The 11629-nt window shown below is 65.0% G+C and carries 11 protein-coding genes; 2 read left to right on the top strand and 9 right to left on the bottom strand.

What is annotated here, in order from left to right; all coding sequences use genetic code 11:
- Positions 1–18 precede the first annotated feature (18 nt).
- From ACSQ8Y_RS06055 to ACSQ8Y_RS06035, 5 genes are all read right to left on the bottom strand, one after another.
- Positions 19–1962: a glycoside hydrolase family 97 catalytic domain-containing protein gene (locus ACSQ8Y_RS06055; RefSeq protein WP_436265553.1), complete on the bottom strand. Its 1944-nt coding sequence runs from the start codon at positions 1960–1962 to the stop codon at positions 19–21.
- Positions 1963–2082: 120 nt separating this feature from the next.
- On the bottom strand, positions 2083–2850 hold the full coding sequence (locus tag ACSQ8Y_RS06050; RefSeq protein ID WP_436265552.1) for an SDR family NAD(P)-dependent oxidoreductase: 768 nt from the start codon (positions 2848–2850) through the stop codon (positions 2083–2085).
- 68 nt (positions 2851–2918) lie between these two features.
- The gene (locus ACSQ8Y_RS06045; RefSeq protein ID WP_436265551.1) at positions 2919–4490 is read right to left on the bottom strand and encodes an aldehyde dehydrogenase (NADP(+)); all 1572 of its coding nucleotides are present in this window, start codon (positions 4488–4490) and stop codon (positions 2919–2921) included.
- A complete protein-coding gene (gene araD1 / locus ACSQ8Y_RS06040; RefSeq protein WP_436265550.1) occupies positions 4487–5479 on the bottom strand; it encodes an AraD1 family protein in 993 nt (330 codons plus the stop codon). Before araD1 ends, ACSQ8Y_RS06045 begins: the two co-directional genes overlap by 4 nt.
- Positions 5480–5563: 84 nt before the next feature.
- The gene (locus ACSQ8Y_RS06035; protein WP_436265549.1) at positions 5564–7306 is read right to left on the bottom strand and encodes an IlvD/Edd family dehydratase; all 1743 of its coding nucleotides are present in this window, start codon (positions 7304–7306) and stop codon (positions 5564–5566) included.
- A 166-nt stretch (positions 7307–7472) separates the two neighbouring features.
- Here ACSQ8Y_RS06035 and ACSQ8Y_RS06030 point away from each other — a divergent pair, with 166 nt between their 5' ends.
- Both ACSQ8Y_RS06030 and ACSQ8Y_RS06025 read left to right on the top strand, forming a co-directional pair.
- The gene (locus ACSQ8Y_RS06030) at positions 7473–7937 is read left to right on the top strand and encodes a YbaK/EbsC family protein (RefSeq protein ID WP_436265548.1); all 465 of its coding nucleotides are present in this window, start codon (positions 7473–7475) and stop codon (positions 7935–7937) included.
- Positions 7922–8668, top strand: coding sequence for a CPBP family glutamic-type intramembrane protease (locus ACSQ8Y_RS06025; protein ID WP_436265547.1), 747 nt, complete (start codon positions 7922–7924; stop codon positions 8666–8668). Before ACSQ8Y_RS06030 ends, ACSQ8Y_RS06025 begins: the two co-directional genes overlap by 16 nt.
- A 150-nt stretch (positions 8669–8818) precedes the next feature.
- On the opposite strand, the gene ACSQ8Y_RS06020 is transcribed toward ACSQ8Y_RS06025, so the two are convergent.
- From ACSQ8Y_RS06020 to ACSQ8Y_RS06005, 4 genes are all read right to left on the bottom strand, one after another.
- Positions 8819–9028: a DUF7661 family protein gene (locus tag ACSQ8Y_RS06020; RefSeq protein ID WP_436265546.1), complete on the bottom strand. Its 210-nt coding sequence runs from the start codon at positions 9026–9028 to the stop codon at positions 8819–8821.
- 14 nt (positions 9029–9042) lie between these two features.
- Entirely contained in the window at positions 9043–9441 is a 399-nt protein-coding gene (locus tag ACSQ8Y_RS06015; RefSeq protein ID WP_436265545.1) for a GFA family protein, read from the bottom strand.
- Between the two features lie 180 nt (positions 9442–9621).
- Complete coding sequence (locus ACSQ8Y_RS06010; protein ID WP_436269763.1) at positions 9622–10677, bottom strand: aldose epimerase family protein; 1056 nt, start codon at positions 10675–10677, stop codon at positions 9622–9624.
- Positions 10677–11621, bottom strand: a complete 945-nt coding sequence (locus ACSQ8Y_RS06005; protein WP_436265544.1) for a glycoside hydrolase family 43 protein — start codon at positions 11619–11621, stop codon at positions 10677–10679. Before ACSQ8Y_RS06005 ends, ACSQ8Y_RS06010 begins: the two co-directional genes overlap by 1 nt.
- Between the last annotated feature and the right edge of the window lie 8 nt (positions 11622–11629).

The raw sequence follows: 11629 nt of genomic DNA, 5'->3' as shown, positions 1-11629 counted from the left end.
GACTGCTCAAAATGCGAACTACTTGAATACTGCAACGAAGCCGCCGCGCGGCTTGATGGTGATCCTGGTGCGCTTGCCCGCCGAGATGGCGGACTGCGCGAACTCGCGCTCGCCCGCGCCGTCGGTCATCAGCGTGCCTTCGCGGGCGCCACGCGCGTCCATGAACGAAAGGTCAAGTTCCAGCGTCTTGTCCGACTCTTCCGAATTGATGCCCGCCACGTACCAGGCATTGCCCGCCTTGCGCGCGATGACGGCGAACTTGCCGGGGAAGCCGTCGACGAATTTGGAATCGTCCCAGCTGCGCGGCAGTTCCTGCAGGAAGGCTTTCACGTAAGGCGGCACCGTGGCCATGCCTTCCGGGACTTCCGCGAAATGCTGGATGCCGGACAGCAGCAGGACGGACTCGGCCAGCTCGAAGCCGTTGCGCGTGGCGCGCTTGATCTTCGGAATATCCCCGAACACCATGGGCGTAAAATCCATCGGGTCGAACAGGTTGCGCGCGAACGGCAGCATGGCCATGTGGGTGACGACCGCGTCCTGGTCGCGCTGCTCGAAGGTGGTGAACTCCAGGCCCCGGATGGCTTCCGCCGTCATCAGGTTGGGATAGGTGCGCGCCCAGCCCCGCGGCAAGGTGGCGCCGTGGAAGTTCACCAGCAGGCCGTAGTCGGCGGCGTCATTCAGGATGTCGATATAGTAGGCGATCATGGACTTGCCGTCGCCGGCGAAGAAGTCCACCTTGACGCCCTTGACGCCCATGGCCTGCAGGCGCGCGAACTCCTTGCGGCGCGCCGCCTGCGTGAGCAGCTGGCCCTTCGGCGAGTACTCGGTCTTGTTCCAGGCGCCGGACGAGTTGTACCAGACCAGCACGCCGACGTTTTTGGTGGCCGCGTAGGCAGCCAGCTCCTGCACCTTCTCGTAGCCGATCTTGCGGTCCCAGTCGGCGTCGATCAGGGCGTAGTCCCAATGCATGTCGGCCGCGTAATCGATGAATTTTTTCTGCACGCCATAGACAGTGGCGTCGTCCTTCATCAGCGCCCAGCTCCAGGACGCGTGGCCCGGCGACGACAGCGTCGGTGCACTGGCGGGGCGCGGCGCGGCAGCGGCGGCCAGGTCGGTGCCCAGCGTGGAGTCGACGATGGTCGGCAAGGCGCCGATGGCCAGCACCCGCCATGGCGTGGTCAGCGTGCCCTTGGCTTCCGCCAGCAGCGCGCCGCCGGTGAACACTTCGGGCTCCGCCGGTCCGCCGATGCGGTACACGCCGTTCGGCGATTCGGCCTGCAGGCGCGAAGCATGGAAGCTGCCGTCCATATTCGCCTCGGTCAGCGCGACCCAGGTATTGCCGGTCTTGAACAGCGCCGGGAACACCCAGCCAGCAGCCGATGGCGACGGCGTGCCGACCGTGACGGCCATCTTGTAGTGCTCCTCGTACGAGGGATTCGTGTTCGCCCAGCCCGTCTGCGCAACCGACATCGGCTGCAGCCATCCCTGCGCCGACTTGGCGAAGGCGAAGGTGGTGCTCTCGCTGACGAACTTCTTCAGCGGCACCGACGGTTCGGCGACGATGTAGCGGAAGGCCACGCCGTCGTTGGAGACGCGGAACGCCACGTCCATGGTCTGCTTGCCGGGATTGCGCAGCGTGTAGACCTGCTCGTTGGCGGCGTAGCTGATGCTGCGGCGCTTGCCGACAGCCATCTGGTACTGGTCCTTGACCGGTTGGGTGGCGGTCAAGCCTGCCAGCACCAGGTCGCGCGTGAAGTCCGCGCCCTCGAGGCGCAGGCCCAGCGTCGACGGCAGGACCACCGGCTTGCCGTCGCGCGCGACGGAGTACATGACGGCGCCCTGCACGATGCGCACGGAAACGGACAGATGGCCATCCGGACTGCTCAAAGGCGCAGCCGAGGAAGCGGATGCAGAAGCGGCCAGCGCCAGCCCCAATACTGGATACAGGTACAAGTTTTTCATAATATGGCGGCGCCGCCTCGGTAAGTGTTTTACGGCCAACTACGGCCGGGTTCGTGCCGCATTTCCCCAGATAGGGTCTGGCCCCAGACTGGGAAAATGCGACACGAGCTCAGCGGTAAATCAGACCCAGCCGGCGTCGACGATGAATTCCTGGGACGTGCACATGGCGCTGTCGTCCGCGGCCAGGAACAGGATCATGGAGGCGACGTGGGCCGGCATCAGCTTGCCCGGCAGGCATTGCATGCGCTTGATCTCGGCTTCGGCGGCGTCGTCCACCCACAGCTCGACCTGGCGCTGGGTCATGACCCAGCCTGGCGTGACGGTATTGACGCGGATGCCGTGCGGGCCGAGGTCGCGCGCGAGGCTGCGCGTCAGGCCGACGACAGCCGCCTTGGTGGTGGCGTAAACCGGATAGCCCGCGCCCTTGGCGTGCCACGAAATGGAGCTGACGTTGATGATGGAGCCGCCGCCTTTGCGCTTCATCCCTGCCAGCACGGACTGGCAGGTGAAGAACATCGGGCGCTGGTTGATGGCGATGCGCTCGTTCCAGTACTCCAGCGTGACGTTTTCGGCGTCGTGGCGCTGGTCGTTGGCGGCGTTGTTGACCAGGACATCGAAGTCGCCCAGCTTGTCGGCCAGTTCGGCGACGGTGTTTTGCAGTGCGGCGATATCGGTGATGTCGCAGTGGCGGAACAGCGGCGCGGTATGGCCGGCTGCCGCTATGCGTTCGACCAGCGCTTCGCTGGCGTCCTTGGCGATGTCGACGAAGCCGACCAGCGCGCCCTGCTCGGCGAAGGCCGTCACCAGCGATTCGCCTATGCCGCTGCCGCCGCCGGTGATGAATACGCGTTTGCCGCGCAAGCTGCCGAATTTGGCGAGTTCTGTCATGTTGTCTCCTGCTTGTCCCAAGCTTATTTTATTATGCAACGCCCCTGCTCTTGGCAGGGGCGTTTGGCTTACGCTTTACCCAGCGCGCCGTCGCGGCGTCGCCAGATGGCGAGCGGATTTTCTTCGCGCAGCTCTTGCGGCAGCAGCGCTTGCGCCAGGTTCTGGTAGCACACCGGGCGCAGGAAGCGGCTGATCGCGCCGGTGCCCACGGAGGTGCTGCGGCCGTCGGCGGTGGCCGGGAACGGGCCGCCGTGCACCATGGCGGTCGACACTTCAACGCCGGTAGGGAAGCCGTTGGCCAGGATGCGGCCGACTTTGCGTTCCAGCACAGGCAGCAGCGCGCAGGCCGCGTCGAAGTCGCCCTCGTCCAGCTGCAACGTGGCGGTCAGCTGCCCTTCAAGCTTCTCGGTGATGGCGCGCATTTCGTCCACGTTCTTGCAGGCGACCAGCAGCGAAGCCGGGCCGAACACTTCTTCGTGCAGGGCGTGCTTGGCCAGGAAGGACTCGGCGCTGGTACGGAAGAACGCCGGTGCGCCCTTGCCTTCCTGCTGCTCGCCCTTGGCCAGGGTGGTCACGCAATCCTGGCTTTCCAGGTTGGCGATGCCGCGCTGGTAGCTGCCCGCGATACCTGCGGTGAGCATGGTGGCGGCCGGCGTCGGCAGCAGCGCCTCGGCGGCGGCCGCGGCGAAGCGGTCCAGCGCTGCGCCTTCCATGCCCAGCACCAGGCCGGGATTGGTGCAGAACTGGCCCACGCCCATCACCAGCGAGGCCGCGAAGTTCTTCGCGATCTCGTCGCCGCGCGCTGCCAGCGCCTGCGGCAGCAGGTAGACCGGGTTGATGCTGCTCATTTCCGCATACACCGGAATCGGCTGCGGACGCGCCGCCGCCACCGCCATCAGCGCGGTGCCGCCGGAACGCGAACCGGTGAAGCCTACCGCCTGGATCGCGGGATGCGCGACCAGCGTCTGGCCGATGCCGTTGCCGGTGCCGGTCAGCAGCGCGAACACGCCGGCCGGCAGGCCGCACTGCTCCACCGCTTTGACGACAGCGCGTGCCACCAGTTCGGAGGTGCCGGGGTGGCCGGAGTGGGCTTTCAATACGACCGGGCAGCCTGCCGCCAGTGCGGAGGCGGTATCGCCGCCAGCCACGGAGAACGCGAGCGGGAAATTGCTGGCTGCGAAAACGGCAACCGGGCCGACCGGGATCAGACGCATGCGCAGGTCCGGGCGCGGCGGCGTGCGGTCCGGCAGCGCGCTGTCGATGCGGGCATCGCGCCAGGAGCCTTCACGCAGCAGGTCGGCGAACAGCTTGAGCTGGTTGACGGTGCGGCCACGCTCGCCTTCGAGGCGTGCACGCGGCAGGCCGCTTTCGGCCATGGCGCGCTCGATCAGCGTGTCGCCCAGCGCCATGATTTGCGCGCCGATGGCTTCGAGGAAGGCAGCGCGGTCCTCGTCGCTGGTGGCGCGGAAGGTATCGAAGGCGGCGCCGGCCAGGCTGCAGGCCTGGTCGATCTGCGCCACGTCGACCATGTGGAATGCCGGTTCCATCGCTGCGCGCAGCGACGGGTTCATGGCCTGGAAGGAGCCGCCATTGCCTTTGACGGCTACGCCGCCGATGAGTGCTTCGCCGGTGATGATCATAAGGTGTTTACTTTCGTGTAGCTGGTTGCGGCAACTTCAAGGCGGTTGCGCAGCGCTGGGCCGAAGGTCGGCGACTCGATTTCAAAGCTCTCGCCTGGCTGCACACTGATATTGTCGGCAACGCTCAGGGTGGCGGTGCCGAAGAAGTGGATATGGACGTCGCCGGCGCGCTTGAACAGGCCGTACTTGAAGTGGTGGTACTCCAGGTTGGCGATGGTGTGCGACATATTCTGTTCGCCGCTGACGAAGGCTTTCTGCCAGCGGACCTTGCCTTCCTTGTCCAGGATGGTCGAGGTGCCGGTGACGTGCTGCGGCAGTTCGCCCACCAGCAGCGCCGGGCCGAGGCCGCACACGCGCAGTTTGGAATGGGCCAGGTAAAGGTAGTTCTGGCGTTCGGTGACGTGGTCGGAGAACTCGTTGCCGATGGCGTAGCCCAGGCGGTATGGCTGGCCGTCGTCGCCGATGACATACAAGCCGGCGATTTCCGGCTCTTCGCCGCCGTCCAGCGCGAAGTCCGGCATGGTCAGCGCCTGGCCGGTGGCGGCCACGATGGAGCCGTCGCCCTTGTAGAACCATTCCGGCTGCACGCCAGCGGTGCCGGCGGCCGGCTTGCCGCCTTCGACGCCCATGCGGAACATCTTCATGGAGTCGCTCAGGTTCTCGACGTCGCCGCCGATTTTCTTGTGCATGGCGTCGCGCGTGTCGGCGCTGCCCAGGTGGGTCAGGCCGGTGCCGGTGACGTAGGCGTGGGCGGCATCCTCATGATCCAGCGGCGCGAGCAGGCGGCCGGCTGCGGCCACGTCGGCGTAGGCGTGGGTCTGGCTGCCGGCTGCGGCTTGCGCCAGCTCGGCCAGGCCGGTCTTTTGGCGGATGGCGGTTTGCGCCAGCGCGTAGGTGGTGGTGTAGCCTTCGAGTTCGCGGATGGTGTCCTGCTCCAGCAGGCCGACGCGGCGCTCTCCGTTTTGATTCTTGAATTGTACGAGCAACATGTATATCTCCAATTTCATCTGTCGTCCCCGCGCGGGCGGGGCGCCGCATGGATTCCCGCCTGCGCGGGAATGACATGGCGGTGGTTAGTGCGAATGTTTCGGTACGGCCGAGCCGCGGCTGCCGACCAGGAAGTCGAAGTCGCAGCCTTCGTCCGCTTGCAGCACGTGGTCGATGTAGAGCTGCTGGTAGCCGGACTTGGCGCCTTCCACCTTCTGCTCGGCGCGCGCCGCCAGGCGCTGCTTCATTTCTTCGTCGCTGATGTCCAGGTTCAGCAGGCCGCCCGCGCAGTCCAGGGTGATGACGTCACCGTCGCGCACGATGCCCAGCGGGCCGCCGGCCATCGCTTCCGGCGCCACGTGCAGCACCACGGTGCCGTACGCCGTGCCGCTCATACGGGCGTCCGAAATACGGACCATGTCTTTCACGCCTTGCGCCAGCAGTTTCGGCGGCAGGCCCATATTGCCCACTTCCGCCATGCCGGGGTAGCCTTTCGGGCCGCAGTTCTTCATCACCAGCACGGAGTTCGCATCGCATTCCAGGTCCGGGTCCATGATGCGTTCCTTGTAGTGTTCGAAGTTTTCGAACACGATGGCCTTGCCGGTGTGCTGCATCAGCGCCGGGGTTGCGGCCGACGGCTTGAGCACCGCGCCGCGCGGCGCCAGGTTGCCGCGCAGGATGCAGATGCCGCCGTCTTTCAGCAGCGGCTTGTCCAGCGGACGGATCACTTCGTCATCGTAGATCGGCGCGTCGACATTGTTGGCCCACAGGGTCTGGCCGTTGACGGTCAGCGCATCCTTGTGCGGCAGCATGCCGCCCTCGCCCATGCGGCGGATCACGCCAGGCAGGCCGCCGGCGTAGTAGAACTCTTCCATCAGGAAGCGGCCCGACGGCAGCAGGTCCACCACGGTGGGCTGGCCACGGCCGATGCGGGTCCAGTCTTCCAGCTCCAGGTCCACGCCGATGCGGCCGGCGATGGCCTTCAGGTGGATCACGGCGTTAGTGGAACCGCCGATGGCGGCGTTAACGCGGATCGCGTTCTCGAACGCTTCCTTGGTCAGCACCTTGGACAGGCGCAGGTCTTCCCACACCATGTCGACGATGCGCATGCCGGACATATGGGCCAGCACGTAGCGGCGCGCGTCGACGGCGGGAATCGCGGCGTTGTGCGGCAAGGTGGTGCCCAGCGCTTCGGCCATGCAGGCCATGGTCGACGCGGTGCCCATGGTGTTGCAGGTGCCGGCCGAACGCGAGTGGCCCGCTTCGGCGGCCAGGAATTTGTGCATGGAGATTTCGCCGGCTTTCACCTGCTCGTGCAGCTGCCATACGGCGGTGCCGGAACCGATGCTCTTGCCGTCCAGCTTACCGTTCAGCATAGGGCCGCCGGAGACGACGATGGTCGGCACGTCCACGCTGGCCGCGCCCATCAGCAGCGCCGGGGTGGTCTTGTCGCAGCCGACCAGCAGCACCACGGCGTCCATCGGATTGCCGCGGATCGATTCCTCGACGTCCATCGAGGCCAGGTTGCGGGTCAGCATGGCGGTCGGACGCAGGTTCGATTCGCCGTTCGAGAACACCGGGAATTCGACCGGGAAGCCGCCCGCCTCCAGGATGCCGCGCTTGACATGTTCAGCCAGCTTGCGGAAGTGCGCGTTGCACGGCGTCAGTTCGGACCAGGTGTTGCAAATGCCGATGATGGGCTTGCCCTGGAATTCGTGGTCGGGGATGCCCTGGTTCTTCATCCAGCTGCGGTACATGAAGCCGTTCTTGTCCTGCGTACCGAACCACTGCGCCGAGCGCAGCGCCACTTTTTTCTTCGTCTCCGACATGCAAATTCTCCTGTAATTTTTCGTCACGCAATGCTGGAATACTAAAGAAGGTAGCGATGTCTTTCCAATGAATTAAAATTCCATATCGATATCAAAACGGGTATCGCCTTAAAATGTTGCCTTCGGCTTATAATCGATATAACAATTACACCCCGATTAAACTCCGATGAGCCTGCAATCCGTCCGTGAATTTTTCGCTGCAAAGCAGCTCGATATCCCCATCATTGAGCTGGAGGTCAGCACCGCCACGGTGGCGCTGGCGGCCGAGGCGCACGGCGTGGAGCCGGGCCGCATCGCCAAAACGCTGTCGTTCCGGCTGGGCGACGGCCGCGCCATCCTGCTGGTGGCCAGCGGCGACGCGCGCATCGACAACCGCAAGTTCAAGGACGCCTTCGGCAAGGGCAAGATGATGGCGGCGGACGACGTGGTGCGCATGACGGGCCATCCGGTCGGCGGCGTCTGCCCCTTCGGCCTGGCCGAACCGCTGCCGGTCTATCTGGACTCCTCGCTGCAAAAATACGACGAAGTACTGCCGGCCGCCGGCGCCATCCACAGCGCGGTGCGCATCAGCCCATCGCAGATCGCGGTCCTGACGGACGGCCAGTGGGTGGACGTGTGCCAGCAGGCCTGAACAAGGCGCCCGCCGCGCGCCATCCGCGACCGCCGGAACCGGCGCGCACGCTGCTGGCGATCCGGCACGAGATCGAGCTGCTGCTCGCCTTCGTGCGCAAACCGCGCCGCACCGTGCGCGGCGCCGAACGGTGGGGCAGCCGCTTCCTGCTGCTGTGGGGCCTGTGCGTGGCCTTCGCCGCCTTGCAGATTCCGCTGGAGATGGGTTTCGAGCAGTTTGCCCCGTCGATCAGGTTCAATCTCGCCACCGACGCCCGCTTCATATTCATGGCCGTGCTGATCGCCCCGGTAGTCGAGGAACTGGCCTTTCGCGCCGGGCTGCGCAACGCGCGCTACACGCTGTTCTTCGGCCCGGCGCTGCTGATACTCGCGCGCGCCAATTCCCTCACGCTCGCACTGGGCGGCGCCGCCGCATTCGCGCTGATCCTGCTGCTGGACTGGCTGTACCGCCGCCATGGCGCGCGCCCAGGGCTGACCATGCGGCGCGGGCGCGCCTTCCTGGCCTGCTACCCCCTGGTGTACTGGGGCTACGCGATGGCGTTCGCGCTGACCCACCTCAATAATTTCGACTATTCGACCAAGGCCGCCGTGCTGATGCCGCTGGTGCTGCTGCCGCAGCTATTCTGCGGCCTGGTATTCGGCTACATCCGCATCCGCCACGGCCTGCTGCACGGCATGCTGCTGCACGCGGCCTACAACGCCAGCCTGTGCTCGGTGCTGCTGCTCAACTGAGACGGGCATGTCCGTCCTGCCTCGCGCGGCTCAAAAACGGGCTCACAAACGGGATCACAAACGGCGTTTATTGCGCATGGCGACCTCTGCGAGGTGCCGACCCACGATGGCGTGCACCACCCGGCGGACCGTTAGTCCCGTCGATAGGCCCTACGCAAGGTGTTCGATGCACTGGCCATAGCCGGCAAGCTCGTGGAAAATGTCGTCCAGGTAGACGATGATTTCATCGGATTCCAGCGTGGAGGGAATCACGACATCGTTCATCCTGGCGCGTTTTCCGACCTCGATGCGATACAACTCCCACGCCTCGCCCTCCCGCCGCACTTCAACTTGAAAACGGCCGTAAATGTTGAATTTCATTTGCATGCCAAAAGCTATAAATGCCGCACTTCCGGCGGCGGGGTGTCCCAGTTGTCGTTCCAGCCGTCCAGGTAGGTGATGGGCGCGGCGATGAGTTCTTCGGCGCTGGCATCGTCGAGACAGGCAAGGTTGACTGCGCAGAACTCCCCCCAGCGCGGGGAAGTGCCGGTCCCGAAGACGTGCACGCCGCAATGGCGGCAGAACTTGTGGTGGTCGCGCTTGCTGAGGAACTGATAATTGCCGACGTCCTCCTGCGCCGCCTGCAAGCGGAACGCGGACGGCTGCACGATGGCCGGCCAGAAACGCAGCTTTTTACAGATAGTGCAGTTGCAGCGCAGCGTGCCTAGTCTTAAATCGATATCCGCCTCAAACCGGACCGCGCCGCAGTGGCAACTGCCATGGTATGTCTTCATAGTCCGGTGCCAGAATTGATTTTTCAACAATCCCATCCTAGCACGGCGGTCCGCCGATGGGAGCGACTACGCTTAACTTGACGGCTTTAAGCCCCTGGCTGCACCCGATCGCGTGCGCCTCCGCGGCCACGGACAGGCCGATGGCCGCGGTGCTGGCCATCGACGAGGTGCTGGACCAGCTTACTCCGCGCTGAAGCGGTACAGCGACTCGGTGAAGTAGGTCTCACCGGGCCGCAGTATCGTGCTCGGCCACTCCGGATGGTTGGGCGAGTCCGGGTAGTGCTGCGGCTCCAGGCAGATGCCGCTGCGGTATTCGTAGCTGCGGCCCTTCCCTTTCAAGCTCCCGTCCAGGAAATTCCCGCTGTAGAATTGCAGCCCCGGTTCGCGCGTGAACAGTTCCAGCACGCGGCCGGACAGCGGGTCGCGCAGCGTGGCGGCCAGGCCCAACTCGCCGCTCTGATTGTTCAGCACCCAGTTATGGTCGTAGCCCAGACCGTTCTTCAACTGTGCGTCGTCCGCGTTGATGCGCGCGCCGATGGCGTGCGGCGTGCGGAAGTCGAACGGCGTGCCGGCCACCGGAGGCAGCTCGCCCAGCGGGATCGATTCGGCGTCGATAGGCGTGTAGCGGTCGGCCTGTATGGTCAGCTCGTGGCCGAGGATGTCGCCCTGCCCGGCCAGGTTGAAGTAGGCGTGCTGCGTCAGGTTGACCGGCGTGGCCTGGTCGGTCACGGCCGTGTAGCGCACGCGCAGTTCGTTGGCGTCGTTGAGCTCATACACCACTTCGACCGACAGGTTGCCGGGGTAGCCCTGCTCGCCGTCCACGCTCAAATACTTCAGCGTGATGCCGACCGCGTCCGGCGCGACAAAAGGCGTGGCGTCCCACAGCTGCTTGTGGAAGCCCAGCGCGCCGCCGTGCAGATGGTTGGCGCCGTTGTTCACGTCCAGCTGCACCGTGCGGCCATCGAGCTCGAAGCGGCCCAGTTTGATGCGGTTGCCGTAGCGGCCGATCAGCGCGCCGAAGTAAGGCACGTCGCCGCAGTACGGCAGCACGCTGTCGAAGCCATGGGTGACGTCGGCCAGGCGGCCCTCGCGGTCAGGCACGTGCAGCTCCGTGACGATGCCGCCGTAGTTGGTGATCTTGGCGGTGATGCCGTTGCGGTTGCTCAGCGTGTACAGCTTGACCGCCCGGCCGTCCGGCGTGACGCCGAATTCCGATTCCCTTATGCGCAGTTCCATCATGCCTCCGATGCTTTGCCGAATACCGGCATGCCCTGCGCATCCCAGCGCAGCGCTTTGACGTAAGTATGGCGGTCCGGATTCCACAGCGGATCGCCGACGATTTCAGTGTAGGTGCGCGCATGATAGACCAGCAGCACTTCATCGTTGTCGCCGTAGGTGAAGCTGTTGTGGCCGGGGCCGTAGACCTTGCCTTCGTAGCAGGTCTGCAGCACGGGCTGTTCCAGCTTGGTCCACGCAGCCGGATCCAGCAGGTTCGCGTTCTCGTCGGCCCACAGCAGGCCCATGGCGTAGTTCTCGTCGGTGGCGCTGGCCGAGTAACTGATGAAGATCTTGCCGTTGCGCTTCAGGACGGACGGGCCTTCGTTGACCCAGAAGCCGCGGATCTCCCAATGGAATTCAGGCTTGCTCAGCATGACCGGCGGGCCGCCCAGCTGCCACGGCGTCGTCATCGGCGCAATGTAGAGGTTGGAATTGCCTTCGATCGCCACATCCTTCTGCGCCCACAGGTAGTACAGCTGGTCCTTATGCGTGAAGGTGGTGGCATCCAGGCAGAAGGTGTCGATGCCGGTGTCCACCTGGCCCATGAATTCCCACTCGCCTTCGAGCGGATTCGCATGCACGTTGCGGATGGCGTACATGCGGTGCTGGAACAGCTTGTGTTTGATCTCGCGGCTGGGCGCGGCGGCGAAGTAGACATACCAGGCACCCTGGTTGTAATGCAGTTCGGGCGCCCATACCAGCTCGCTCCAGGCGCCGCTGTCCGGCTTGAACCAGACGTCGACCTTGCCGGCGTCGGCCAGGCCGGCGATGCTGGCCGCGCGGCGCAGCTCGATGCGGTCGTACTGCGGCACCGAAGCGGTGAAGTAGTAATAGCCGTCGGTGTGCTTGTAGATGTAGGGATCGGCGCGCTGCTCGATCAGCGGCTTGAGGGGTTCAGGCAAAACGTTCT

The sequence above is a fragment of the Pseudoduganella sp. LjRoot289 genome (assembly GCF_964252925.1).
In the GTDB taxonomy this organism is placed as follows: domain Bacteria; phylum Pseudomonadota; class Gammaproteobacteria; order Burkholderiales; family Burkholderiaceae_D; genus Rugamonas.
Note: the sequence above shows the minus strand (reverse complement) of the source record. Positions and strands in the feature narration are given on the sequence as shown.